A 24,761-nucleotide genomic window follows, 5' to 3' on the forward strand; every position below is an offset into this window, starting at 1 on the left:
GAGATTTCATTTCCTCAAAGCTTTATGTAGTTTGAGTCTTGGTGTATTTCACCCTGATTCAGGCTCTCAATATTTAGATGCGTTTGCCCTGGGTGGAATGTTGCTCCAGAGAGTTTGTTGGCGTTTTTGAGCCTGGGTTTTAAATGGTTCGACGATCGCTGGAATCCAGGTTTGTAAATTCAGCTTTTCTGGTTGCAAGGGACGTTCGTTTGCGCCTAAATAATGCAAATCGAGCAAGTCATTGATCAGATTAATTTCGCGGGAACACTCCTGCTGTAAGCGATCGATATAGCGTTGCGTTTGCTCTGGGTTGGAAGCTTGTCGCAGGAGTTTCAACGCCATCATAATATTGGTCGCCGGTCCTCGTAATTCCTGTGATGCAGTCCCAATAAATTCGTCTTTGAGCAAATTGGAGTGCTGAAGCTGGATAACTTTCTGATGGATCTGGACGATCGGTGCTTGCTTAGTCAATCGACTTGTAATAGCGTTAAGCAACTCATCCGTCCTAAAGGGTTTTGTTAAATAATCATCTGCGCCTAAGTCCATCCCCTGCCGAACATTTTCGCGGGTCGCTTTAGCGGTGAGGAAAATGAAAGGAATCAGCGCTGTGTCTGGATGTTGTCGTAAGCTAGATAAAACTGCATACCCATCAGCTTCGGGTAGCATCACATCGCAGAGGATCAGGTCAAAGGGGATTGTTTGAGCCAAATTAAGCCCCTGTATCCCGTCTTCTGCCCCCATCACATCAAAGCCCTCAGATTCTAAGATATCGAGTATTTCTTCGCGTAGGGATGGCTCATCTTCAATTACCAGGATCTTGGTCATGAATCTGTTCTACTAAAGCAATGGGCAAGGTTACTATGATTAGAGTACCCTGATTCACCTGACTAGTAACATTGATTACACCTTGACACCGCTCCACACATTGCTTAACAATTGCTAGCCCGATGCCCGTCCCGGCCAGATTGCCAACATTGCTACCGCGATAAAACGGGATGAATAATTTGTCTTGGTCTTCTAGAGGAATGCCAATGCCCTCATCTCGAATCGAGAAAGTTACCTGTTCAGGAGCAAAAATCAGGTCAAACATCACCCTTCCACCGTCGATAGAATATTTAATGGCATTGCAGAGCAAGTGGGTGAGTATGAGTTGCAGGACGATTGGATCGAGGCAAATTTGCTGGCTGTTGCCCTGAATCTCAAAGATAATCGGGTGTTCGCTGGTCGTTAATGTCGCAATTAATTCTTGACAGAAATTTTCTAAGTTCAGTGGTATGGGGTTGAATTTGGTCTGATGTTCCCCGGATCGGTTCATAACCAACATATCGTTGAGCAACTCAGTCATTCGCTGCACTCCACCGATGATGTGATTGTAGCGAATCTGGTTTTTTTCTGGAGTCCACTGATGAGCATAGCGTTTTAACGACTCTGTTGCTACCAAAATCACACTCAGCGGTGTCCGAAATTCATGGGAAACCATCGTGATGAATTGAGACTTGAGTCGGTGTAATTCTCTGGCTTGCTGCAAAGCTTCTTGCATGGCAGCTTCTGTTCGTTTGCGATCGCTAATATCTCGCAAAATACAGACTGTTCCTCCCTCCGGTAACAATGTGATTGACAGTTCTTGGTCAAAAGGTTGACTATTGCATTTATGACCAACAGTCTCTCCTCGCCAAAATCTTCGTTGCTGTAGGCTTCGCTCAATTTCGGCGCTCAGGCGGGCTTGTTGAGTAGGGTCATAATGAATTGTCCAATTGGTTTGTAGCAGTAGACTGGAATCTTTGTAACCGTAGATTTTGGCATAGGCTTCGTTGACATAGACATAGTTCCATTGGGTGTCTAAAATAGCAATTCCTTCACTCGATGCGGCGATCGCTACTGACTGTTGATGCATTACCTGTTGCATTTGCGATCGCTCGATTGCATAGCGAATGGAGCGAATCACGGCATGGGTGTTAATTTGCCCTTTAACGAGATAATCTTGTGCCCCTTGCCGCACTGCCTCTAAAGCGATCGCTTCGTCTTTGAGGCTGGTGAGTACGACAATCGGCAAGGTTGGAGCCGCCGCATGGAGTTGGGTGATTGTCTCTAAGCCATGAGCATCGGGTAGGGAGAGATCGGATAGAATCACATTAAAGCTGTGGCAATGGAGTTGTTCGAGGGCTAGTCTCAGTTTTTCTACGACTGTAACTTTCCAGCTAGTTTGATCTGCGTTTTCCAGAAATTCTTGTAAGAGATCTGCATCTTCTAGGCTATCTTCAATTAACAGAATTTGTAGAGAATCATTCTTCATCATGAGTTCTACTTAAAAGTGATGCCAAAACCAATCCTAAAATCAACGCCAGAGGTTAACTATAGCCTACGATGGAAGTTTGGGAAGCTTCACAGCCACCAGCCAAAAAAATTCAATCGAACGAATCACCTTAGCAAATTCTTCTAAGCTCACAGGTTTGGTAACATAGCAGTTGGCATTGAGTGCGTAAGTTCGCAAAATATCTTCATCAGCCCCAGAGGTTGTTAAAACCACAACCGGAATCAACTTCAGATCGGGATCGGCTTTGAGTTCGGCTAAGACTTCTCGACCATCTTTTCTAGGTAGATTCAAATCCAGTAAAATCAAATCTGGACGAGGTGCATTGGCATAATCGCCCTGCTGCCGTAAAAGTTTTAAGGCTTCAACCCCATCCTCTACCACATGAATTCGGTTGAGAACTTTGGCATCGCCCAGGATTTCCACCGTTAAATCGGCATCCTCTGGTGAATCCTCGACTAAAAGGATTTCAATGGGTTCAATCGGGTGAGAGTCTTTGCTCATTGGGAGGTTTCTTGATCTACTGGCATTGTAAACCAGAAAACACATCCTTTCCCTGGCTCTGATTCCATCCAGATTTTTCCGTGGTGACGCTCAACAATTTTTTTGCAAATGGCTAAACCCAGCCCTGTGCCAGAATATTGGCGACGGGTATGTAAGCGCTGAAAGATGATAAAGATGCGCTCTGCATATTGGGCTTCAATCCCAATCCCATTATCGCGCACTGCAAATCGCCATTGGTTGTCTTGTTGGGTCGCAGTGATGTGAATTTGGGGTGGCTCTTCTTGTCGATATTTAATTGCGTTACTAATTAAATTTTGTAACAAGCGGCTGAATTGTTCTTTGTCGGCTTTGATCGGCGGGAGGCGATCGTGCGTGATGGTGGCGTGGCTTTCGGCGATCGCAACATCGAGTGTGTGAATTACTTGGTCAACTACCTGATTGCAATCGGTCGAAACTAATCGAAAATCGCAACGACCAACTCTGGAATATGATAGCAAGTCTTCAATTAGTGCCTGCATTCGAGATGCAGCATTCACAATATAGGTGATGTATTTATCGGCTTTCTCATCTAACTGCTTTTGATATTTCTGTGCCAATAGTTCGGTATAGCTGACAATCACCCGCAAGGGTTCTTGTAGGTCATGGGAAGCGACATAGGCAAACTGCTCTAACTCTTGATTAGATCGTTGCAGTTCAGTTTCGGCTTGCTGGCGCTGCTCGACTTCATTTTGCAGTTGTCGAATCGTTTTCGTTAGCTCTTCAGTGCGTTGAGCCACTCTTGTTTCTAGTGCTTGATTGAGTTGTTCAAGGGTCTGATTTGCAGTTTCTAATTGAGCCGGACTAGGTAATGCCAAAGCCTTAGGAGTCAACTGAATTAGTGCCAGCACTGTATAGAGAGAGACGAGCGCTGTCACTGCTTTCATTCCTCCTGTGAGCCAGTATGTTGGATGCCACAGCGTCCAGATTTCTAGAAGATGAGTGGTTCCACAACAAACAATGAAGGCTCCAAAAAGCCAAAAAGCCCCACGAAAAGGGATATCTGAGCGTTTATAAGACAAGTAAATCAGAAAAATGGGAATGGAATAGTAAGCCAGGGCAATTAACGCATCTGACATTCCATGCAGCCAAACTAACCCTGACTGCCAAAGGTAGCAATGTCCATGCGGTATATAGTCGGATGAAAAAAATGCTTGTAAAAATGCTTTCATCTCTTTTTGAGCTATTAGCTCAGGTTATGTGTGGTCTATGAGTAAAGGAGAACGAAGAATACTTATGAGTCACCATAATCTTATTTCATTCTTATTCCCAGACTGATCCGCACTGTTGAGCAATGCTTTACAGTATTTTTTTTAATTAACCAGACCCGACACTCAGTATCAATTATTGTGGCTTAACCATCAGAAAAGGTCTGTAATTGCTCATCTTTTCACCCACTCTGGCGATTTATACTGAGACTACTAATAGCACCCTAGAAAAATTACTGAGATCGAGATGAGTAAGTTCAGTAAAAGCGTAGAGCTACAGATGACACCCTTCTTTGAGGTCATTGATTGCTAAAAGGATTACTGACTTCAGGATGAGCGAGTTCATTAAACGCGTAGAGCTACTAATTACGAAGTTCCTTGGGGGCATTAAATTAGAGAAACAAGCGGACTGAAAAGTAGAAAGGTTGAGAGCATCGCACTCAATTCATCTCATACATCAGCCATCTCTGGAACACCATTAAACATCTATTCAGTTAACTTGAGGAATTCATTATGCGTCATATTGTACTACTCTCGGCAATGATTCTTGGTAGCACGTTTGCATTCAGTTCTGTTGCTCAAGCAGGGAGTACCGATGTTCATTTTAATGGAACTGTCGCTTCCTCCTGCACATTTAGCAATGTCCAGAATGGCACATTAGGATTAGACGCTGCCGGTACAACTCTCAGCAGTCTGCCAACCAGTAGTGGCACATCAGGTCATGCCACACTCACCTGTAATAACCTTCTGGCAACCCTCTCGGCATCTGTACCCCAACAAGCCACTGCACCCACTGGCTATGACCATGCTACAGCCATAAAGACGGTTGCAGTTACAGGCACAGGCGCAAACGTTGTTGCCATTGTCGTACCCACTGTTCCTGTACCTGTGCCCCTGCCAGGTGCCACCAATTTGACTGTGAATATGACAACCACAACCGTTGGTCTAATCCCCAGTGGTATCTACGATATGTTTGTGACGTTGACAGTCACCCCTTAATGAAGCGACGTGCAAAGATACAGATGCAGGAATCATAGCTAATTTGCTTACTTCCTGCATTGCCCTCCTCATAATTTTTTCTTTGCTTCTAATCGTTATATTTATTTCCAAAGCCAGGATTGCTCATCATGTTCTCCCATGTTCAAAAGTCGGCTTTATCCATGACTTTGAAAGCCATTCAACTGAGTGGCTGGTTACTATCAGCCGCTTTTTTAGTCAATGGTGCTGCTTGGGCAAATCTGGGGGCATCCCCTATGGTGATTGAAGCCCAGGCAAATCGGGGACAGGTAAAAGCGGTGCTTAACGTGATCAACTCTGGGGATACGCCGTTGCGGGCGAGGGTTTATACGGAGCCATTCACTTACAGCCGCGATCGCGGGTTCCAAACAATACCCTCTGATTCAAGCTATCTGGGTTCTTATATACAGTTTTCTCCCAGAGAATTGATTGTGCCACCCAGAACTAGCCGTCGGGTTCGCATGGTGGCTCAACTTTCTCCTAGCCTACCGAATGGTGAATACCGGGCAGTCATCTTTACAGAAGCCTTGAATGAGTCAACAGACACAACCGGACGGAAAGTTGGCATTATCACTCGAGTCGGTACGACTGTTTACGTCCGCAAGGGGGATACAGCGCCGAACTTAGTTGTCGATCATGCCAGTTTCAATGCCAAGCAAAACCATCTCGAACTATTCGTCAAAAATATAGGCAATGCATCTGTGCGCCCAATGGTTCGCTGGTCGTTGAAGCAAGCAAATAAAGTATTTCGGAGTGGAGAGTTGGCACCTACTGCCATCATTGCTCTAGGCGATCGTAATTTAGCTTTAGCCGTTTCAGAAAAAGATCCATCGCCCTTACGCCCTGGTAACTACCAACTAAGTGGACAGTTGCTCTGGGGTGAGGACAACGCTCAGACAGTGCCATTTTCGGTGGATTTCATAGTACCTGCAAAGTAGGAACTGCACAATCAATAATTTTTAGGACTTACGCACTCGTGAGGAAAAACTAAGCCTTTGCGATTACTTCTCTACGAGACGCTCCGCGTAGCTTGCTTCTCCGAAGGAGTACGCTTTGCTTGTAATAACGTAAAATCGTTGTCCGTGCGTAAGTCCTACTTTTATCGAACAGAATTGATTACACAACGCCATTGCAAATGAAGCTTCCCCGCAGGGGTACGCTTCATTTGCAATGACTGTAAATATTCTTGTCCAACTACTTACGACGATGACTGGCGGACTGTATAGGGTCTCAACAGATTGCCAACTAATTTGCATAAAGCTACAAGCCACCGAGAAGGCCTGAGGAAGGCTGATTTTGCCTGCTGATTTTAACTCGACTTACCTCTCTCTATGTTCCCAACAATTCCCCCACCCGCCATCGTCCATTCAATTCCCCACAACATTTCTAATGATAAATCTCCAAAGGCGATCGGCATCTTTAGCAGTACTCCTGAATCTATTGATAAAAAACGGATTGCTTTAAGTCCATCAGCACCTGACGATCAACAACAGGATCGATCGAGTGCTGATGCACAATCAAGTGTTAAATCAGATGCAAAACTACTGGGACAACCGTTATCCATTAATTTACAAGATATAGAGTTTCTAGTTACAGAACCATCTGTGCATATTCCGGCAACGGAGCCTGAGACTGTCCCAAAGGTTGTACCTGAGTCTTTGGATTCCGAAAAGGCGAGTCCGGTTGAACCTGTGCCTGTTGCGCCTACGGTTTCAGCAAATTCTGCTACTTTGCCAACAAGTGATGCGAATATACAGACACCGGAATCGAATCTGTCTCCCATTGCTCAAGTGCCGGAGGGCTTTACAGTGTTTCCGGTGGGTATCAACATTGGCGGGCGCAACGTCAATGCCGGGGTTTCTGTTCGGGGGCAGGAAAATGGCTCGAAAGCGCTTGATCTAGAACATTGGTTGTTGCCTTATGATGCCGTGGTGCAAGCGCTGAAATTAAGCACAAAAGTTTTACCCGACAATCAAATCGAATTACGATCGCCCAGTCTTGCTGTTCGTATCGATCCTGCCAAACTCCACACCGATCCAAAATTGGGTCTGGTTTTTTCAGTGGGGGAGGTGCGATCGCTATTTGGAGTTCAGGTTGACTTTGATCTCAAAGAGTACGCGATTGTGTTTGACGCACCCTGGCTGACGGCATCGGGACAAAGCTCATCACTGGAAGAAGCTCCTGTGCAGCTTGAAGGGCTACCCCGAATTGCATCGCCAGATATTTCTCTGGCTGCAATCGAACAAGGAGTCAGCGTCAGTGGTGGAGATTCAAGCCCAACTGCTTTCCGAGGAGATTTGACTGCGGTGGGTAGCATTTTGGGCGGCAGTTGGTTTGTGCGGGCAGACCAGCCCAAACTATTTAGTTCCAATAGCTGGCGGATTACAGATGCGCTGTTTCAACGCCAGACCGATGCTAATGATTATTTTGTGGGTACTCAGCCCCCCTTCTGGCAGAACCTCAGCCCTAACGACTATGTAGGCTTTACCTTCATTCAGCGTCAGGGCTACACACCACCGCCGCAATTTTATGGCGAAAGCGATCCGCGCCAACGCCTGCAAGCAGCACAGGTTGGACGAACGGTGTCTGGGCAAGCAGAACCAGGAACTTTAGTGCGACTCGTAAAGGGGTTTAGCGATCGCATCATTGCCGAAACCCTGGTGGATTCCTCTGGCGTGTATCGGTTTGAGGATGTCAAATTGGAAACCCCAGCGCTGGGCGGCTACTACCAGGTCTTCCTCTATCCCAAAGGACAATTAACTGCCCAACCAGAAATTCGAGACGCGACGTTTTCCAATTTGCCCGGTCAACTTCCTGCTGGTGCTGCCGCGTTGATCGTTTCCGGTGGAGTGGGTCGAGATTACAGCAAACAGGATAATAACCTCTTTGGCGATTTTTCCACATTTCGGGGTGGCATTGCTCAACGATGGGGTGTCTCGAATAGCCTGACGCTAGGCGCAGGTACTGTCTACGATCGGTCTTTGAGAGGACTAGCCGAACTCTTCTGGCAGCCAGAAAACGTCCCCTTAAAGGCAGCAGTTTCAGTCCTAAGCGGCAGCGATAATTCAGCATGGGACATCAATGCAGATGTCAGTTACGACCCATCGCAAAACTTCAGTGCCAGGTTCACCCACGATCGCTTTTCCAGCCGATTAGGTGTCTACTGGCAACTGGCTCAAGGCATCACCTTACTGGGCAACACCAATAGTAATGATGCCACCTCGGGAGGCATTCAACTCAACTTCAGTGGCAGAAATTCTTTTACTTTTGCCCGCCTTACCTTTGACACCAAAAGTCACCTGCGCTGGAATCTGATTCAACGGTTGGGAAAAGTTGAACTGAACTCTGTCGGCAATGAAATCAGTTCCCAATCGGCGCTAAGTTTTTACCTGGGAAAGCACAGCGATTTTACAACTGGACATTCCTTTGTTCTCGGCTACGACACCTACAACCAAAATAGCAATGACGATCTAGTTAATCTCGCTTGGCGCTATCGCTCAAAAGAACGTTCCATTGATGGCACGCTGTTATGGGAAGCCCAATTAGGCTATGGTATTGGCTCGCGGGGTTCTGGCGTACTTGCCTCTGTGGGCACTACAATCATCCCTGGTGTAATGTTCCGCGCACGCTATCAGGGCGTATCAGTGACAACAGGCGAATCGACTTTTGGTATCGAGTTAGTATCGGGGCTGAATCTTCAAGGTGGTATCACTCCTAGCGATCGTCATGCCAACTATTTACGGACTCAGGGTGGTATTATGGTGCAGCCGTTCTTTGATCGCAATAATAACGGCCAACGCGATGCAGGCGAAGATTTTTACACAGATCCCAATCTGGTGACGATCAATAACCAAACGGTTCAAGCTACTAGGGCACAGGTTGACCGCGATCGCATCCTGCTACGTTTGCTGCCCAACACCTATCGTCTGGATCTGGATGCAGCAGGGCTGCCCCCCGATTGGCAGGCAGTAACCAATGCTTATGCAGTTAAGGTTGTGGCTGGCAGCTATACTCCTGTGCTAGTTCCCCTCATCCCTGCCTATTCGCTCTCAGGCATTGTCACAGATAGCCAGGGAACCCCATTGAGTGGTGTCCGAGTCGAAGCAATTCAGGTTGGCTCCGGCTCCGGCATGGATTCCGGGCAGAGGCTCCTGTCGGTTACAAATGATGCCGGGGTCTACTTTATAGAACACCTGCGGCAAAGTAGTTATACGTTACAGGTGAATGGCAAATCCATTCAACCGAGTGCAATCAAGCTAACCGAAACGTCTCCACCCTTTCAAGAACTCAATTTGAAATCACAGAGAGCGAAGAGGAACTAAAAAAACGGTAACTGGATCAATAGACCCCACATTCCGCACTTCAACAAGTAGCATAAATAAACCTTGCTCAAATTGATTCCCCCTGGAGCTTAGTTTACGAGGGACGGGGAAAGGAACTTGAGGGTCATGCCATCGCTCTCGCTTTGGGCGTAGCTAGAGTGCAAAATCAGATACCTCAAATTATTAGTGTCGGTGATGGGTTTTTATGTTTGAACAACAAAGAGAAGATTTACAGCTTCATGTTAAACAGTTAGCAACAGAAGCTTTACAAAAATCAGATCCCTCGGCATGGTTTGAAGTTTTATATTCCAAAGCCAAAGGGGACACAGCACAAATTCCTTGGGCTAAGTTAACTTCTCATCCTTATCTACAAGATTGGTTGACGAATCATGAACCGTTCGCTTCTGGGCAAAAGGCGCTAGTCATTGGTTGTGGTTTGGGAGATGATGCCGAAGCTTTAGCTCATCGAGGGTTTGAAGTAACTGCCTTTGATATTTCACCGACAGCGATCGCTTGGTGTCAAGAGCGATTTCCAGATTCAACTGTCAACTATGTAGTTGCAGATTTATTAGCAATTCCCCCACAATGGCATCAAGCCTTTAACTTTATTTTTGAATGTCGTAATATTCAATCTCTGCCGTTGAATGTGCGTTCTTTGGTTATTTCTTCAGTTACCTCGCTTGTTGCTCCTGGTGGCACACTTTTGCTGATTACTCGTGTTCGAGACACAGAAGTTGAACCGGATGGCCCACCTTGGCCATTATCAGACTCGGAACTCAAACAGTTTGAAAGTTTGGGATTACACCAAGTAGAACAACTGATGTTTTCAGAGTCTGAGCCTCTTGACATTAAGCAAGTGCGGATTGAATATCAAAGGCATAATTCTTTGACAGGTGTATTGACTTTCAGTTCTGGGGGATAATCAGCTAGTCGGCACGCTCCCCGTAATACCCTTGGAACCAAATCAGCTAAACCTATTTGCATCTGTAACGCCCACACCAGCACTTTTGACAGAGGGGCTGGTGATGAGCCAGGATGCTTTGGTGCGCTGGAAAGCGCAAATTTTGGATTATCAGCAACGGGTGAGGCAGAGCAAACCACCAGAGCAGGTTTCACTGTTTGACCTCGCATCTAACCACTGCGAACCAGACCGGATTGATCCGTTGCAGTTACAGGTGCGTAGGCGTAGCCCGCCGCAGGCATCGCTCTCGTTTTGGAGGATGCCAGCAGACAGCCCCGGCGATGCGTGTCTTTACTTTGTTGTTGACTCGGCGGCGGGCTTAATTTTGTATGTGGGGGAAACTTGCAGAAGTAATAAACGCTGGAAAGGGATTCACGCCTGCAAAGATTACATAGCCAGTTACCAGGATTTACATTATCGCTATGGGTTGCAAACAGCAGTTAACATCGCTTTTTGGTGGGATGCACCCACAGACCGACGCTCACGGCAGGAATTGGAGTTGAGTCTGATTTTGAAGTGGTGATCGCCGTTTAATAAAGAAAACTGGGAGCGTTGGGGACAACCGTTTAAGTAGGGTGTTTTCTTAGAGGATTGGGGAGAATCACGTGTTTAACTAGTTACGCATGACCAGAAGGTAAATGTGATCTTGTATTCAAACGATCGCGTAAGCGCGTCTCGTAGAGAGAAAAAGGTAGCGTTCGCAGTAGTTCATAAGAAAACTCAAGCGATAAAATGATCGAAAGCGAAGGCGATCGCTACCATCTTCCATAGTGTCTCCCTCCGTAGAACCCTCTTCCATAGTGTCTCCCTCCGTAGAACCCTCTTCCAAATCCGAAGTTAATGCCAAAAGTAGGATAGGGCGACCCATAGATGGCATAAGGGTTGTAGACGTAAGGGTAAGGAGGTGCTGTATAATAACCATCTTCGTTACAAACAGTAGCAGTATGTTGTACAATTGTTTTCGGTACAACAGTCTCTTGACCAGCATAAGGTAGATTAAAGTACCCATCCTCAAAACCACGGGCAAATTCACCTCCCACAGACCGAGGTTTATAAGCAACTCTATTCCGAGCAATTTGTTCTCCTTCTCGATAACCATCTGCATAAGCATGGGGATGATCCGCCGCCGATTCTTTGATCACCCTGTTGTAAGTAACAGGATAACAGGAAACAATAGGATCAGCTTTAGCGGCTTGGGTAAAAAGTAAAGATGTTGAGCCAGCGATGAAGCTGAATATTGCAGCAACAACTATTTTATTCACAGCCTTTAACCTCATTTATGCTTAATGCTCTAAGCCCTTTAACTTTAATTATAAAACCTGAATCCTTGCGGTGACATGAGCCAAAAATCATAAATACCCTGTCAACACCCTAGCCTAAAGGCCCTTGTCATTACCAACATTTTTTCAAAGATTGGGTTGTATACATACAGCCAAAAACTGCTGGTTGATTCTAAGCTTGTCGGTTTTCACTAATTACTTCTCCTTACCACACAACGATTTTATCGGCTTATCTCTCCTTAAAATCATGTATCTTGCATAGCCTGCCGCCTTCGGCATCGCCCTAGCATCTGCGGAAAGATTCTTGGAGGAAAAGCCAGCTTCAAGAGCGATCTCTTATTCCAAAGCAGTACACTGGTACTATGAAAATCCACCAGTGCGATCGCCTCGGTTCATAAATGCTGCTTACGCGTGTGGTGGATACACGGTGAGATGGATACTATTTTATGTGCGATGCCTGCCTGCGGCGGTAAACCGCTCTATTAACTATTAAGTGCTTATGAACAATGAACAAAACTAATTCAGAAATTCTAGAACAGTTTCGTACAGCAGCAGATGGTTTACTCATGATGAGTGAGAGTGACTATATCGAACCGAGTGCTGATATTGGGAGCGGTGAGAGTATTGGCTATTTTTTGCGGAATATTGCAAGTACGATAAATTACGATAATTTCAGTGATTTACCGAAGGCAGAGCGGTATTTAGAAGATTGGGAAATGGAGAAGTTAGCTGATGCTGCCAAGGTGTTAGGGGGGCAGTATTGGCTAGTTTTAACTTGATTTTTTATAGTGGGATGCGGGTTGGTGAAGTTGGTCGGGTGACAGTTCCAGGTGACGAACGGGGTAAACCCAAGGAAGATTATCCGGGGTTATATTGGCACAACTTTAAATGGCAGTTTGACCCAACGCCAGAGGATAGACAACGGGGGTACTACACAATTAAGTTTTAGGGTAAGGGTGGGAAGTACCGGGAGATTGGGTTAGACCACGAGACTTCTAAGTTGCTTAAAAAATATCGGGGTATGGCTAGTGATAAGATGCCAGTGTTTGCCAATGTGTCACCTGACCCAGCTAAAAGGGGATTACCATTGAGCGATCGGGTGATTAAAAGATTGATTCAGGATATCTCCGAAGTGGCGAAGGTGAAGTTTTCGTGTCACTGGCTAAGGCATTCTCATGCAAGGAGGTTTGACTGTCTTCTCCAGCGAATCGGAATACACCCGACTGATGCGTAGGCATAGCCCGCCGCAGGCATCACTCAAGGATTGGATCTGTTGACACTCCTGGGGTAGGTAGTTGAAGGACTTCAGGTGTTGTAACCCAATGGTATACTCGCCATCCCACATTCTCACGCTGCAACTAAAGTCATTCACTGCGCTGACAATTGCCCAACAGCCACCCTTGCCGATTAATTACTTATACAAAAAAGATAAGGGATTGCTCATATTTTCAGCAAAACCAAGAATCCCGCGATCGCGATGTTCGTAAATTAACTGACCTTGGGAATCAAATAGAAAAGTGCCTCCCCGTTGTGTCAAATAAGATGAATCTGGTACATAAATATTCCAGTTTCTCAAAACTTCAGTCATGTTTCGCAGGCGCAGGGTTGCTAATTCAAATGGGCGCTGAAAACCTTTTCCTCCAGCCGCTTTGAAAAACAAACCTTTTATTGGTGGTAAAGGTGTATTCTTGATAACTTCCTCATCAGCAATTAATTGAGGTGCTTTTTTATCACCTTTGTAACCCCGAAAAACTTCCTTAAGAGTTCCAGGACTACGAATTCCTGCACACATTAAGATTAAATTAAGCCAAGCTTTTTGTGAACTTGATAGCAAAGGAAATTGTATAGATAAGCCGCGATAAAGCCGTAAAAGCTCGTGAATTTCAGCCTTTGCATCCACAAATAACCATTCTTGAGGAAAGCCAGTATATTCACAAAACTTGATCCCAGAATTGCGATCTCCAATTCCAATAGCACGAATTGTGATTCCTTTGGCTTCAATCTCTTCAAATTCTTTTCGCAGCCACCAAGCATATTCTAAGTTATCAAAATCTCCCAACTGCGACCAAATAAGCACGAGCAACTTTGAAGTATTAGAGCAACCATCTAAAACGGGTTTAATCTCTCCATCACTAACTCGCAAGCGTTGAGTTTGACTCAAAATTGAGTAAGTATATGGAGAATTGATGGGTGTTTCAGTATTCATGTACATGAAGGCAACAGTCTTTAAATAAAATTTTAGATGGATTCGGACAGCAACCCTGACATATCTAATACTCGTCCTCACCAAATATTACATTGTTCTGACATTTGCCTCTGTGTACTATCATCAGACCAAATACTATCAAAAGTTAATCTCCATCATACCAGTTGAACTTGAATGTTAACCAGTTCTTCAGCATATTCAGGTTCAATTGCTGCTGCCGTCCATTCAATAAAACATATAGTTTCATCTGTCACACTTTCAACAGCTTCTTTATAAGCGCTATTACAAAATGTTCTAATCCTCGCTAAATTGGAAGCTATATGTCCTAAGCGAGTTGATGTATTTTCACTTAGAAAATGTACTTGTTTTTTATCTAAACTCTGGTTCATATCCCCCAATTAGCTCCTGAGTTATTTTTTTAACACGTTCTTTAATCGCTGGGTCTTGAATTAACATTGAACGATTATTTTGACGCTTGACGAATGTTAATAATCGATTCATAAGCTATCGATTGGTCAAAGGGAGTCCAATCCGCACCCCAGATATCTCGCTGTCTAATACCGTCTTCAAGCAATGCTGCTTCACAGAAAGCGTGTTTCTCCCCTCCTCCAGCTAAAATCCCTCTTTCTATATCTACTGCCACTTTAAAGTGCAGGAAGTTGTGACACTGGTACGGTGTAAACCTGATGATTTTCGATGCGGTGATGTCCTTTTTCTATCCGTTGACTCATACTCACATCAACATCTTTAAATCCATTGGACTGGGCTATTTCAAACCAATTCTTTACTTGCTGGTGCAGTGTAGCATGATTATCTTTCAAGCTCAAAAAGTTATGTCACAAATTGAAATCGTCGAAATCATTGAACAGATAAAACAAAAGATTGAAGTTGACGCTAATGGTCAAGCGAAAGCTAGCCTTCGGGCAACTGCAAGACTTGCTGGGGTTAGTGATAAAGCTATCGGTAAAGTATTAGAGAGCGCGAACCTGGAACCCTCCAAACTGGCTCAAATGCTTATGCAACAAAGCTTTGATGCCGCGAACCTAACTGACTGGAGAACCAGTGGTATCCCCGACACAGCGATCGCAATCATCCTAGAGTACTACGCTTACGAGGCTGGGCGATACTGCACTAAATAAGCCAGGAAGAGACACGCGCCTTCTTCCTCTACCCGCAACTATACTTTCACTAAAAACTATACCTATCAAGCGTTTCGGTCTTGTTTTAAGTATTTTGTCTGTTTGTTAAGAAAGATGCGGGTAATGGATAGCATCTTTGGGAGAGGGGCTGGAGGTGAGGGAAAAGATTTAAGCTCTCATTGGGATGCTCCCGTGATTTTATCGTCAAAACACACTACCTATTGTTTTTGTATTTTTAACTCACATTCTTGAAAAATATAATTAACCGCAGCAAATAACTTATCTAAATCTTGAATTACATACAAATTTTTATTTCGGGTAAATACATCAGCAATCAATTTTCCAAATTGCCATATTTTCCCGTTAGAAACAATCCCAAAAACATTGCTGCCAAAATCATCATTAATTCGCTGTACTGCAATCATTTCAGCTAAACACTGACCCCAACCTTCTTCAAATTTGTCCTGTTTAGCTTCAACCGTTAAAAAATAAGGCTTATCAAAAACAATCGTACCCAGAGGGTTTCGCTGTGTCACCGTATAATCTGGAATCCCTGATAAATCTTCATCGTAAGCTAATGTTTCATGACTCCAAAGTGTTAATTTACTTCGGTAATTTTTCCATACTTCTTTCAATACTGGATAGATGAGATTTTCACAAATAGCATCTTCAGAATTATCAATAACTCCATCGGTAAATAGCAAATCTAATTCTTCTTTAAAAGATTCTTTAGCCGGAAATTCTACTTCTAGCATAAAATTAGATTGCACGTACTTAATTTGAAATTTTTTAATTACTGCACTAATAGTTTTATAATTACTAAATGCCATTTTAATTTACCTTGTTGTGAAAACACTATTACCACCTAAACACAGGTAATATAACGGAATATTTTCAGTATTCCCATTATTAAGCTAGCATCTCAAAACTATACAGCAGTTAAAACGTCCAGTCATTATTGTCAGTCGGGCTTTAAGCTTATTGCGTTTGCGAGGAACGCTTTCTGAGGAAGCGATCGCCCAACTGAACCAAGCACTGTTGATTGCTCTTGATCTGCCAGGGCAAGATGATAAAATACTCTTGGATTTAGATTAACCCCTTCACCTCACCAACTGCGCGACAGAATTAAAAAATTGACGACACAACCCCTTTGTGACTAAAACTGTTGTCAACAAGTTAGCGAAAGCCACCATGAACATAATCAAAATTTCGTAAGATACAGCATCCAGAGGTTTCACGCCAGCTAATAACTGCCCAGTGGTAATTCCTGGTATTGCCACCATCCCGATAAGGATCATTTGATTGAGAGTGGGAATCAATGCGGCTCTGATGGCCTCTTTGCGATACTGGCTAACTGCTTGCTGTGGAGTTGCACCTAAGCTCAAGTGGGTTTCGATTTCGAGATGGCTGGAATTAATGGTGCTGACAAGGCGATCGCCTGCGATCGCAGCTGCATTAGTAGCATTACCTAAGACTATCCCTACCAGGGGAATTATATACTGTGCTTCATACCATCTTTCTGGTTGAATGATCAAGAAGTTGGTATAAAACACTGTCAGGGTGGTACTAATTAAAATTGCACCCCACACCAAAGGCAACACCCGAGGAATTTTTTGGCTGATCCGATTTCGTGCGACAATCGCCGTAATTGTCAGCATGATTGCTAATATCGCCAAAACTGCCCCAGCATTGTCTAAAGCGAAGATGAAATCTAAAATGTATCCCAATACAAGAAGTTGTAAAATGGTTCTCCCAGTCGCAAGGGCTAAGTTTAACTCTAGTCCTAATTTTTCCCAGGCAGATAAACCAATGGCGATCGCCATCAATCCCACAGCAATAGCTAAATCCACGAAATCCAGCTTGATCAGATCCTGCATGGCTTCTCTATGTCCTGGTATCTTTTTTTCAAAGCAGCCCACACAAGAGGAACTTTGATCCGATGTGTTGGATCTTGGTTGATATATATCACCTTTATCAATTCAAAATTCCAAATGGTACGACCTTAACATGGCAAACAACTAATGTGCCTACTATCTGTAAATTAACTGTGCGGTAGTTCACCACCCCACAATTTAAGTAAAAACCCTAATAGATGCGTATCTTGGGCGATAGTCTTTTAGTAGCTTCTTTTTGATTAACAATTCAATCAGCAAAAATTGACTGTTGAAGTGCATCCTTTGTATCTCCCGATAAAATGAGAACTCATGATCCAAAGTGTAAATCCTATTCCCGCCTTTGATATCAAGCAGCAATACACCACCATCGAAGCAGAAGTAAGTGCAGCCGTCTTAGAGGTTCTGGCTTCTGGGCGCTATATCGGCGGTCCCTTAGTCGAAGGCTTTGAACAACAGTTTGCCGCTTACAATACTGTTACTGAATGTGTGGCTTGTAATTCTGGTACTGATGCGCTCTACTTAGCGTTACGAGTCTTAGAAATTGGTGCAGGCGATGAAGTGATTACAACGCCTTTCACCTTTATTGCTACATCTGAAGTGATTAGCGCCGTAGGTGCAAAGCCTGTTTTCGTTGATATTGACGCTACTACGTTTAATTTGGACATTGAGCAAGTCGCGGCGGCCATTACACCCAAAACTAAAGCGATTATCCCGGTTCATCTATTTGGACAACCCGTGGATATGACATCATTGATGGCGATCGCTCAGTCTCACAATTTGTCAATAATTGAAGATTGCGCTCAGTCTACAGGGGCAATTTGGGCTGATCAAAAAGTCGGAAGTATTGGACATATTGGTTGCTTTAGTTTCTACCCTACCAAAAATCTTGGTGGTTGTGGTGATGGCGGTGCAATCACGACTAATGATCCGGCGATCGCCACTAAACTGCGAATCCTACGAGATCATGGCAGTAGAATTAGATATTTACATGAAGAAATTGGCGTAAATAGTCGCTTGGATGCTCTCCAAGCAGCTATTTTGCAGATTAAACTGCGTTATTTAGATATTTGGAATGATCGGCGGCGAGATATCGCCAATTATTACTACAAGTACCTGTGTCAAGTTCCGGGGATACTTCCACCGCAAGAATTACCTGGCGGTATTGGGGTATGGAATCAATATACTATTCGCATATCAGGCGAAGGGCGAAATGGTTCTAGCGCCAAATATCGAGATTGGGTGCGTAGTCAATTGCAAGAACAAGGTGTGAGTTCAATGATTTACTATCCCCACCCTTTACATTTGCAGCCAGTTTATCAAAGTCTGGGCTATCAAATTGGCGACTTACCAATAGCCGAGCAAGCTTGTCATGAAGTCATATCCTTGCCCATGTTCCCAGAACTAACGGAACAGCAGCAAGAGCAGGTGATTTATGCGTTGAAAGAAGTTATGAGTTAGAAGTTAGGAGTTAGAAGTTTTGGATAAATAAGTTTCTTCAACTCATCACTCCTAACTCATCACTCCTAACTCATCACTCCTAACTCATCACTCTTAACTCATTACTGCATTTGCAGTCGCTAAGGCTTCTACTAAGCAACGCACAGCAGCAATCATTGCTATTTCGCTATTGAGTTGGTTGATGGCAGAACCAACACCAACACCAGCAGCACCAGCAGCGATCGCTAATGGTGCGGTAACGTTAGAAATACCTGAGGCACACAATACTGGCACTGACACCACACGGGAAATCTCAAAAGCTGCTGCCAAGGTGGGGGCAGCTTTTTCAATTAATCCTAAAGTTCCGGGGTGAACTGGGTTACTGCTAGTACCGCCTTCGGTTTGGATAATGTCCGCTCCAGCTTTCACCAGTTCTTCTGCTAACTGCACCTGTTGATCTAGTTCCAGGATGTGAGGAACGGTGACAGATAAAGTGATTTCCGGGAGAAGAGCGCGGGTTTGCTTAGTCAGCGCTAAGACTTCCAGAGCCTCAAAGCGTCGTCCTTGGGCATAAAAGGAATCGAAATTCCCGATTTCAATTAAATCAGCACCGGCTGCCACAGCTTGCACAAATTTCTCTGGGTCTACTGCTGAAACACAAATTGGTAAACTTGTCAAACTTTTAGCTAGCTTGACTAAAGCGCGATCGGCGGCAATATCGACAAAAGTAGCACCGCCAAATTCAGCAGCTTTGACAGTCGCAGCGACGCTAGCAGCGTCGAAGTTATTCAAGCCGCTAATCACTTTCAGGACGCGGCGGTTAGTAAATGCACGTTGGAGTGTAGAATGCATCGTCATAGTTTGGCTTTTGAAGCTACGAAAATTAGGTATATTCTACCGTCCCTCAGTTGATCCGGGGCTAAATCACTATAGTAGTTGCCAAATCTTGATAGTTTTATAATAGGCATAGGGCATTGGTAACTTCTTGCCCATGCCCCATGCCCTGTTCCCAATGCCCAAAAACTCCATCCCGCAAGTGGCGTGGAGTTTTTTTATCACTATCCTAATCAAACTCTGGAGGCCACAAATCTGCAATTGGTACTTCCCATCCTGGGAGCAGCTCGGGAACTGTTAAAATATCGCCATCACGAAGTATTATCGCCTCTTGTCCAAAGTTATAAACTTCAACAATCCGCTCATCTGGATTGAGTAAAATTCCTACCTTAGTTCCCAAACTCAGAAATTCTTGAATTTTGGCTTTCAAATCGTCTAAATTATCGCTAGGGGACTTGACCTCTACAGTCAAATCGGGAGCCAATTGAGCAAAAGACTTCGGACTGCGACGCAAGCGTTCGGCTAAAACAAATGAAGCGTCTGGTGCGCGTAAATCTGAATTAGGCAACCTGAAACCAGCACTAGAAGCTGCTGTTCGTCCCAGTTTGCGCGATGATTGCCCAGTTATGTAACTGGGCAATCATCGCGGCTGCGACCTCATCTGATTCGTATCCTGATAGACTCGAAACAATAATATTACCCTTGACTAGTTCCATGCGAAACTCGGGATGCTGTTGCTGCATTTGTTCTAAGTCTTCAAGCGTTAACGACATAAAACCTCTAATTATCAAACGCCTTGTATCTATATTAATTATGGAGACAACAGACCTCTCCAGGAGCGATCGCCCCATGAATTCCTCTGACTTTTCACCGGATGTGGAAAGGGGAGATTAACTCCGCTAAGTGAATTTTCCTAATTACTTTCCGCGTTGATGATAAAACTTCAATTCCTACCACTATGACTTCAGATACCAAACCCATTTTTGATACCTTGGCTGACGAAGGATCTGCAATCGACTGGAACCGACTACTAATCGAAATCCTGTCCGCTTTTGACTGCTGTACAGGTACCATCCATACCTTAGATCAGGACAGCCAGTTATTGCACCTAAAGGCTTACCAGGGAATTCCAGAATTTCTGTTGCCTAAAATGACGGTAATTCCCATTGGCAAAGGTATGGCCGGTATAGCCGCCGAACGCAAGCGACCCGTGCAGATTTGCAACTTGCAAACCGACGAATCGGGGGTGGCCAGACCCTCGGCAAAAGAAACGAAGGTAGAAGGGTCGATCACGGTGCCGCTTATGCTGAATGGCCGATTGTATGGTGTCTTGGGCATTGCCAAGCCGATTCCCTACGAATTTACTTCTGAAGAGGAAGAGACACTGATGCAGATTGGAGAGGCTATTAGCCGGAAAATCGTCAGTTAAAATTAAATAGTATTGCTTGTTTTCCAAATCTTGCAGCTTCTTGAGTTCGGATTCCGAGAGTTCATTAGTCACTGCGATCGTTCTAACCTAAACCACATCTAGTTTGCATATCTAAAACTTATATAACTCTTGTGGGGTGAGCAACATGAGTGCCCTAATTATGGAAGTTAAATGTACAACAGCTTACACTCGAACTCGATCTACTCAAATTTAAGCCAATCTATCAGAATTTAAGTGAAAATGCAGTTGCCTTGTCATTAGACTTAGTATAAATTGCTATAAAGAAAAGCTATGACTAGAAAATAGCTAACTTTATTGAAGGTGTGCTTGGTTATATAAAAACTAAAAATATTGTGGCTTTTCCCCATTAGATCAAAGGTTTAATTGCCGATTTAATTTGGGAATGAAAGTGAATGGTTCTGCATTCACTTTCCATTTTGTTCTGCACGATAAACACTACCAAGCTAAAGCTAAGAAATATCTATTTAATCTAAAGTTCTTTTTAAAGATAATAATTATGACAAAACTACCAGAGAATGATCACTATAACACCAGAAATAATTCTACTAAGAAATTACTAGAAGCAAGCCAAAATATTGTTTTCATAGATCCAAAAGTTATAGATTACCAAAACTTGATAGCTGGGATCACACTTGGCAGTGAAGTCGTTATTCTTGATCCTAATAGAGATGGTTTAACACAAATCACCGAGTTTCTGGCACAACGTAAATCGAATTCAGTTCAATCAATTCACATTGTTTCCCACGGAAGCGCGGGGAGTTTGCAACTAGGATCAAGTAACCTCAACCTCACGAACCTAAATAGCTACACAAATCAATTAAAAAAGTGGGTAAATGCTTTAACTGACAATGCTGACATCTTGATTTATGGCTGTGATGTAGCCAGTGGTGAAGGCATAAAATTTGTGCAGCAGATTAGCCAAATGACTGGCGCTGATGTTGCCGCTTCTACTAACAAAACAGGAAGTGAAGCATTAGGTGGCGACTGGAATTTAGAGGTGAACACGGGAAAAATTGAGGCTTCCTTAGCATTTGACTCGGAAGTAACAAAGGCTTACAAATCTATTTTACCAGTCGTGCCAGGGGCAGTTAGTATTACTAGTACATACTCTCAAAACTTTGACTCATTATCTAAGTCTGGAACATCTATTCCTTGGGCTAATGATTCAACTATTGCGGGCTGGTATGCCACAAGAACAACTTACGATCCTAGTACTGGCAGTAATAGCGTAGGTGGATTGTATAGTTTTGGTACTAGTGCCAGTGCCGCAGATCGGGCACTTGGTTCTGTAGCTTCTGGTACTACAGGAACTATTTACTATGGGTTGCGCCTCCTAAATAACACAGGTTTACCAATTACTAAGTTGGAAGTAGGCTATACGGGTGAGCAATGGCGTAATGGTGGTAATATATCTCAACAAAAACTGAACTTTAGTTATCAAACTGGGTCAACTCTCACAAGTTTAACAACAGGAACATGGACACCTGTCACATCGCTAGATTTTACCGGGCCAATTGCAACTGCAAACTCAGCTACCTTAAATGGCAATACAAGTGCCAATCGAGTTGTCATAACGCCTGTAATATTTAATCTAGCTACCCCAATAGCTAACGGTGAAGAGATTATATTGCGTTGGGAAGACATAAATGATGGAGGCAACAATCATGGTTTAGCGATTGATGATGTATCTGTCCAAATAGATAGCACCACCTATATAGTAACTAACACCAATGACAGTGGTGCTGGCTCCTTAAGGCAAGCTATTATCAATGCCAATAATGATCCAGGAATTGAGACAATCATCTTTGATACGACTGGAATATTCGGTGATGCCACCCCGGACACCATTACCCTCACTTCTGGGCAATTGAATGTTACTGAAGGAGTCATAATTCAAGGAACTGGGGCTAATAAACTTGCCATCAGTGGCAACAATGCTTCCCGTGTTTTTAATGCCAGTGCCTCCCTCTCAATTGATGGCTTGAACATAACTGGGGGAAATGCAGGAAATAGCTTCGGTGGCGGCATCTACAGCACCAGTAGTGTCACAGTAAGCAATAGTACTATTTCTGGCAATGTTACCAACACTAGTGGCGGCGGCATCTACGGTACTAGTAGTGTCATAGTGAGCAATAGTACTATCTCCGGCAACACCGCGAATACTAGTGGCGGCGGCATCTACGGTACTAGTAGTGCCACAGTCAGCGATAGCACTATTTCTGGCAACATAGTAAACACTAGTGGCGGTGGCATCTACACCAGCAACGCCACAATAACCAATAGTACTCTATCCGGTAATACCGCGAGCAACGGTGGCGGCATCTACGGTACTAGTAGTGCCACAGTCAGCGATAGCACTGTTTCTGGCAACATAGCGAACACTAGTGGCGGCGGCATCTACAGCAGCAACGCCACAATAACCAATAGTACCGTCTCCGGCAACACCGCGAACACCAACGGCGGCGGCATCTACGGTAGCAGTAGTGCCACAGTGAGCAATAGCACTGTTTCCGGCAACATAGCGACTAGTGGCGGCGGCATCTACAGCAGCATTACTACACTTACTAATAGCACTATTTCCAGTAACACCGCGAAAAACAACGGCGGTGGTATCTATTCTGGCGGTGGCACAGTGAGTAATAGCACTATATTTGCCAACACCGCTGATAGTGATAACAATAACACAGGTAATGGGGGCGGCATTTATAGGTCTGCGGGTACTTGGAGCATCAGCAATAGCATCATTGCTGGCAATATTGATCCAGGTAATCAAGGAGCCGATGTCTATGGTAACAACTTCAATGGTAATGCTTACAACCTGATTGGCAAAATTGCTGGTAAATTATCCGGTACTCTGGGTATGGCTACGGGTACAGATATTATTAACCCCAACCCTGGACTAAAACCCTTAGGAAATTATGGTGGTTCTACACAAACTCACGCCCTAGACTTTAACAGTCCTGCCAGGAATGCTGGTGATCCCACTTACAGTGGTGGTTTAACTACCGACCAACGCGGCACGGGTTTTAACCGCATTGAAAACGGCAGAGTTGACATTGGAGCATTTGAATACATGCTTCCAAAAGTCAGCTTTGGTGCTGCTACTTACAACACAACAGAAGATAGTACCGCCACTATAGTAACTATTCCTGTTACCTTAAATACCTCTCCTGAAACGGCTGTCATAGTTCCTATTGTCATCAAAAGCAGTAGCACAGCTACTAGTGGGAACGATTACACTTTTTCCCCCACTACCATCTCTTTTGCGGCTGGGGCGACAGGCTCAAATTTAACACAGCTAATTACTTTTACTATTAACCCAGACGATTTACCTGAGAATGTAGAAACAGTTGTACTCAACTTCGGCACGCCAACAGGGGCTAATTTGGGGACAATAACTGAAACTACTTTAAATATTGCTGCTAATGATTCCATTAAATATGCAATTTCCACCGCCACCTCAACTTTGACTGAAGGTAATAGCGGTACTCAAGCTGTTACCTTTACGGTTACTCGCAGTGGTGGTATTGGCGTGGCTAGTGCCATAAATTATGCTTTTAGCGGTGCGGCAATTTTTGGCAGTGACTATAACAATATTCAAGTTACAAATGGAGGAACTGCTTCATCTGGGACTTTAAACTTCGCAGTTGGGGAAACCACAAAGACAATTACAGCCGATGTTTTGAGTGATAACACATTTGAACTCAATGAAGATATTACAGTTACCCTGAGTAACCCCAATCTCACAACAGCGCCGGAAAATTCCACAATTACTAACAGTTCGGCTACAGTCAGCATCATTAACGATGACAACCAACCAACTATCAGCATCTCGGATGTCTCAGTTACTGAAGGCAATACAGGCACAACAACTAACGCTAATTTCACTATCACTCTCTCCAATCCCAGCTTTCAGCAAGTTAGTGTAAATTACAACACAAATGATGGGACTGCTAATGTTGCTGACTCTGATTACAATTCGGGACTGGGAACAATTACTTTCAATCCTGGGGAAACCAGTAAAACTCTTAGCATTGGTGTTATCGGCGATCAGAAATTTGAAAGCGACGAGACATTTTCCGTCAATCTTTCGGGTGCAACAAATGCCACATTTGCAGATGATTTAGGAGTTGCCAGCATCATTAACGATGACAACCAACC

General features: G+C 44.1%; 25 protein-coding genes and 2 pseudogenes. 14 read left to right on the forward strand and 13 right to left on the reverse strand.

What is annotated here, in order from left to right:
* Positions 1 to 66: 66 nt before the first annotated feature.
* From V7K50_RS07740 to V7K50_RS07755, 4 genes are all read right to left on the reverse strand, one after another.
* Complete coding sequence (locus V7K50_RS07740) at positions 67 to 825, reverse strand: hybrid sensor histidine kinase/response regulator (protein ID WP_334958772.1); 759 nt, start codon at positions 823 to 825, stop codon at positions 67 to 69.
* The gene (locus V7K50_RS07745) at positions 803 to 2,296 is read right to left on the reverse strand and encodes a sensor histidine kinase (protein WP_334958774.1); all 1,494 of its coding nucleotides are present in this window, start codon (positions 2,294 to 2,296) and stop codon (positions 803 to 805) included. Before V7K50_RS07745 ends, V7K50_RS07740 begins: the two co-directional genes overlap by 23 nt.
* A gap of 63 nt (positions 2,297 to 2,359) precedes the next feature.
* Positions 2,360 to 2,815, reverse strand: a complete 456-nt coding sequence (locus tag V7K50_RS07750) for a response regulator (RefSeq protein WP_334958776.1) — start codon at positions 2,813 to 2,815, stop codon at positions 2,360 to 2,362.
* The gene (locus V7K50_RS07755; protein WP_334958777.1) at positions 2,812 to 4,023 is read right to left on the reverse strand and encodes a sensor histidine kinase; all 1,212 of its coding nucleotides are present in this window, start codon (positions 4,021 to 4,023) and stop codon (positions 2,812 to 2,814) included. The genes V7K50_RS07750 and V7K50_RS07755 overlap by 4 nt, the downstream gene beginning before the upstream one ends.
* A 549-nt stretch (positions 4,024 to 4,572) precedes the next feature.
* Here V7K50_RS07755 and V7K50_RS07760 point away from each other — a divergent pair.
* The 5 genes from V7K50_RS07760 to V7K50_RS07780 all read left to right on the forward strand — a co-directional run bounded on the left by V7K50_RS07760 (position 4,573) and on the right by V7K50_RS07780 (position 10,882).
* Positions 4,573 to 5,058 (forward strand): hypothetical protein, encoded by a 486-nt coding sequence (locus V7K50_RS07760; protein ID WP_334958779.1) that lies wholly within the window; start codon positions 4,573 to 4,575, stop codon positions 5,056 to 5,058.
* A gap of 128 nt (positions 5,059 to 5,186) precedes the next feature.
* Positions 5,187 to 6,014, forward strand: coding sequence for a P pilus assembly protein, chaperone PapD (locus V7K50_RS07765; protein ID WP_334958781.1), 828 nt, complete (start codon positions 5,187 to 5,189; stop codon positions 6,012 to 6,014).
* Between the two features lie 393 nt (positions 6,015 to 6,407).
* Complete coding sequence (locus V7K50_RS07770) at positions 6,408 to 9,398, forward strand: carboxypeptidase-like regulatory domain-containing protein (RefSeq protein ID WP_334958783.1); 2,991 nt, start codon at positions 6,408 to 6,410, stop codon at positions 9,396 to 9,398.
* Positions 9,399 to 9,603: 205 nt separating this feature from the next.
* Complete coding sequence (locus tag V7K50_RS07775) at positions 9,604 to 10,320, forward strand: class I SAM-dependent methyltransferase (protein WP_334958785.1); 717 nt, start codon at positions 9,604 to 9,606, stop codon at positions 10,318 to 10,320.
* A gap of 31 nt (positions 10,321 to 10,351) precedes the next feature.
* Positions 10,352 to 10,882, forward strand: a complete 531-nt coding sequence (locus V7K50_RS07780) for a GIY-YIG nuclease family protein (RefSeq protein WP_334958787.1) — start codon at positions 10,352 to 10,354, stop codon at positions 10,880 to 10,882.
* 232 nt (positions 10,883 to 11,114) lie between these two features.
* Here the strand turns inward: V7K50_RS07780 and V7K50_RS07785 are convergent, their stop codons facing one another.
* Complete coding sequence (locus V7K50_RS07785) at positions 11,115 to 11,621, reverse strand: hypothetical protein (RefSeq protein WP_334958789.1); 507 nt, start codon at positions 11,619 to 11,621, stop codon at positions 11,115 to 11,117.
* 322 nt (positions 11,622 to 11,943) lie between these two features.
* On the opposite strand from V7K50_RS07785, the gene V7K50_RS07790 reads away from it, so the two are divergent.
* From V7K50_RS07790 to V7K50_RS07805, 4 genes are all read left to right on the forward strand, one after another.
* Complete coding sequence (locus V7K50_RS07790; RefSeq protein WP_334958791.1) at positions 11,944 to 12,132, forward strand: hypothetical protein; 189 nt, start codon at positions 11,944 to 11,946, stop codon at positions 12,130 to 12,132.
* A 13-nt stretch (positions 12,133 to 12,145) separates the two neighbouring features.
* Positions 12,146 to 12,418, forward strand: a complete 273-nt coding sequence (locus V7K50_RS07795; RefSeq protein WP_334958793.1) for a hypothetical protein — start codon at positions 12,146 to 12,148, stop codon at positions 12,416 to 12,418.
* Positions 12,400 to 12,588, forward strand: coding sequence for a hypothetical protein (locus V7K50_RS07800; RefSeq protein WP_334958795.1), 189 nt, complete (start codon positions 12,400 to 12,402; stop codon positions 12,586 to 12,588). Before V7K50_RS07795 ends, V7K50_RS07800 begins: the two co-directional genes overlap by 19 nt.
* A gap of 72 nt (positions 12,589 to 12,660) precedes the next feature.
* Positions 12,661 to 12,873, forward strand: coding sequence for a hypothetical protein (locus V7K50_RS07805; RefSeq protein WP_334958797.1), 213 nt, complete (start codon positions 12,661 to 12,663; stop codon positions 12,871 to 12,873).
* A gap of 177 nt (positions 12,874 to 13,050) precedes the next feature.
* Here the strand turns inward: V7K50_RS07805 and V7K50_RS07810 are convergent, their stop codons facing one another.
* The 4 genes from V7K50_RS07810 to V7K50_RS07825 form a co-directional block, all read right to left on the reverse strand.
* Positions 13,051 to 13,845, reverse strand: a complete 795-nt coding sequence (locus tag V7K50_RS07810) for a peroxiredoxin-like family protein (protein ID WP_334958798.1) — start codon at positions 13,843 to 13,845, stop codon at positions 13,051 to 13,053.
* A gap of 155 nt (positions 13,846 to 14,000) precedes the next feature.
* Positions 14,001 to 14,234: a hypothetical protein gene (locus V7K50_RS07815; RefSeq protein WP_334958800.1), complete on the reverse strand. Its 234-nt coding sequence runs from the start codon at positions 14,232 to 14,234 to the stop codon at positions 14,001 to 14,003.
* Between the two features lie 74 nt (positions 14,235 to 14,308).
* Entirely contained in the window at positions 14,309 to 14,488 is a 180-nt protein-coding gene (locus V7K50_RS30655) for a DUF5674 family protein (protein ID WP_442944563.1), read from the reverse strand.
* A gap of 1 nt (position 14,489) precedes the next feature.
* The gene (locus V7K50_RS07825) at positions 14,490 to 14,672 is read right to left on the reverse strand and encodes a hypothetical protein (protein ID WP_334958801.1); all 183 of its coding nucleotides are present in this window, start codon (positions 14,670 to 14,672) and stop codon (positions 14,490 to 14,492) included.
* A 6-nt stretch (positions 14,673 to 14,678) separates the two neighbouring features.
* Here V7K50_RS07825 and V7K50_RS07830 point away from each other — a divergent pair, with 6 nt between their 5' ends.
* Entirely contained in the window at positions 14,679 to 14,984 is a 306-nt protein-coding gene (locus V7K50_RS07830) for a hypothetical protein (protein ID WP_334958803.1), read from the forward strand.
* A 218-nt stretch (positions 14,985 to 15,202) separates the two neighbouring features.
* Here the strand turns inward: V7K50_RS07830 and V7K50_RS07835 are convergent, their stop codons facing one another.
* On the reverse strand, positions 15,203 to 15,814 hold the full coding sequence (locus tag V7K50_RS07835; RefSeq protein ID WP_334958805.1) for a hypothetical protein: 612 nt from the start codon (positions 15,812 to 15,814) through the stop codon (positions 15,203 to 15,205).
* Between the two features lie 151 nt (positions 15,815 to 15,965).
* Between V7K50_RS07835 and V7K50_RS07840 the strand changes: the two are divergent.
* Positions 15,966 to 16,079: pseudogene (locus V7K50_RS07840) on the forward strand (type II toxin-antitoxin system PemK/MazF family toxin); the annotation flags it as partial.
* Positions 16,080 to 16,084: 5 nt separating this feature from the next.
* Here the strand turns inward: V7K50_RS07840 and V7K50_RS07845 are convergent.
* A complete protein-coding gene (locus V7K50_RS07845; protein WP_334958806.1) occupies positions 16,085 to 16,861 on the reverse strand; it encodes an ABC transporter permease in 777 nt (258 codons plus the stop codon).
* Between the two features lie 327 nt (positions 16,862 to 17,188).
* Here V7K50_RS07845 and V7K50_RS07850 point away from each other — a divergent pair, with 327 nt between their 5' ends.
* Entirely contained in the window at positions 17,189 to 18,337 is a 1,149-nt protein-coding gene (locus V7K50_RS07850; RefSeq protein WP_334958809.1) for a DegT/DnrJ/EryC1/StrS family aminotransferase, read from the forward strand.
* A 93-nt stretch (positions 18,338 to 18,430) separates the two neighbouring features.
* Here V7K50_RS07850 and V7K50_RS07855 read toward each other — a convergent pair whose 3' ends face one another.
* The gene (locus V7K50_RS07855) at positions 18,431 to 19,174 is read right to left on the reverse strand and encodes a DUF561 domain-containing protein (protein WP_334958811.1); all 744 of its coding nucleotides are present in this window, start codon (positions 19,172 to 19,174) and stop codon (positions 18,431 to 18,433) included.
* A gap of 205 nt (positions 19,175 to 19,379) precedes the next feature.
* Positions 19,380 to 19,923 (reverse strand): annotated as a pseudogene (locus V7K50_RS07860) (Uma2 family endonuclease).
* 185 nt (positions 19,924 to 20,108) lie between these two features.
* On the opposite strand from V7K50_RS07860, the gene V7K50_RS07865 reads away from it, so the two are divergent.
* Both V7K50_RS07865 and V7K50_RS07870 read left to right on the forward strand, forming a co-directional pair.
* On the forward strand, positions 20,109 to 20,579 hold the full coding sequence (locus V7K50_RS07865) for a GAF domain-containing protein (RefSeq protein ID WP_334958812.1): 471 nt from the start codon (positions 20,109 to 20,111) through the stop codon (positions 20,577 to 20,579).
* A gap of 517 nt (positions 20,580 to 21,096) precedes the next feature.
* On the forward strand, positions 21,097 to 24,761 hold a 3,665-nt coding region (locus V7K50_RS07870), incomplete at its 3' end, for a DUF4347 domain-containing protein (RefSeq protein WP_334958815.1).

It is taken from the genome of Nostoc sp. (assembly GCF_036917135.1).
Lineage (GTDB): Bacteria > Cyanobacteriota > Cyanobacteriia > Cyanobacteriales > Nostocaceae > Nostoc.

What these genes read in the sequence shown, in the direction of transcription:
- V7K50_RS07740 (WP_334958772.1), bottom strand. Translation starts at nt 825, where the DNA reads ATGACCAAGATCCTGGTAATTGAAGATGAGCCATCCCTACGCGAAGAA.
- V7K50_RS07745 (WP_334958774.1), bottom strand. Translation starts at nt 2,296, where the DNA reads ATGATGAAGAATGATTCTCTACAAATTCTGTTAATTGAAGATAGCCTA.
- V7K50_RS07750 (WP_334958776.1), bottom strand. Translation starts at nt 2,815, where the DNA reads ATGAGCAAAGACTCTCACCCGATTGAACCCATTGAAATCCTTTTAGTC.
- V7K50_RS07755 (WP_334958777.1), bottom strand. Translation starts at nt 4,023, where the DNA reads ATGAAAGCATTTTTACAAGCATTTTTTTCATCCGACTATATACCGCAT.
- V7K50_RS07760 (WP_334958779.1), top strand. Translation starts at nt 4,573, where the DNA reads ATGCGTCATATTGTACTACTCTCGGCAATGATTCTTGGTAGCACGTTT.
- V7K50_RS07765 (WP_334958781.1), top strand. Translation starts at nt 5,187, where the DNA reads ATGTTCTCCCATGTTCAAAAGTCGGCTTTATCCATGACTTTGAAAGCC.
- V7K50_RS07770 (WP_334958783.1), top strand. Translation starts at nt 6,408, where the DNA reads ATGTTCCCAACAATTCCCCCACCCGCCATCGTCCATTCAATTCCCCAC.
- V7K50_RS07775 (WP_334958785.1), top strand. Translation starts at nt 9,604, where the DNA reads ATGTTTGAACAACAAAGAGAAGATTTACAGCTTCATGTTAAACAGTTA.
- V7K50_RS07795 (WP_334958793.1), top strand. Translation starts at nt 12,146, where the DNA reads ATGAACAAAACTAATTCAGAAATTCTAGAACAGTTTCGTACAGCAGCA.
- V7K50_RS07805 (WP_334958797.1), top strand. Translation starts at nt 12,661, where the DNA reads ATGGCTAGTGATAAGATGCCAGTGTTTGCCAATGTGTCACCTGACCCA.
- V7K50_RS07810 (WP_334958798.1), bottom strand. Translation starts at nt 13,845, where the DNA reads ATGAATACTGAAACACCCATCAATTCTCCATATACTTACTCAATTTTG.
- V7K50_RS07815 (WP_334958800.1), bottom strand. Translation starts at nt 14,234, where the DNA reads ATGAACCAGAGTTTAGATAAAAAACAAGTACATTTTCTAAGTGAAAAT.
- V7K50_RS07830 (WP_334958803.1), top strand. Translation starts at nt 14,679, where the DNA reads ATGTCACAAATTGAAATCGTCGAAATCATTGAACAGATAAAACAAAAG.
- V7K50_RS07835 (WP_334958805.1), bottom strand. Translation starts at nt 15,814, where the DNA reads ATGGCATTTAGTAATTATAAAACTATTAGTGCAGTAATTAAAAAATTT.
- V7K50_RS07845 (WP_334958806.1), bottom strand. Translation starts at nt 16,861, where the DNA reads ATGCAGGATCTGATCAAGCTGGATTTCGTGGATTTAGCTATTGCTGTG.
- V7K50_RS07850 (WP_334958809.1), top strand. Translation starts at nt 17,189, where the DNA reads ATGATCCAAAGTGTAAATCCTATTCCCGCCTTTGATATCAAGCAGCAA.
- V7K50_RS07855 (WP_334958811.1), bottom strand. Translation starts at nt 19,174, where the DNA reads ATGACGATGCATTCTACACTCCAACGTGCATTTACTAACCGCCGCGTC.
- V7K50_RS07865 (WP_334958812.1), top strand. Translation starts at nt 20,109, where the DNA reads ATGACTTCAGATACCAAACCCATTTTTGATACCTTGGCTGACGAAGGA.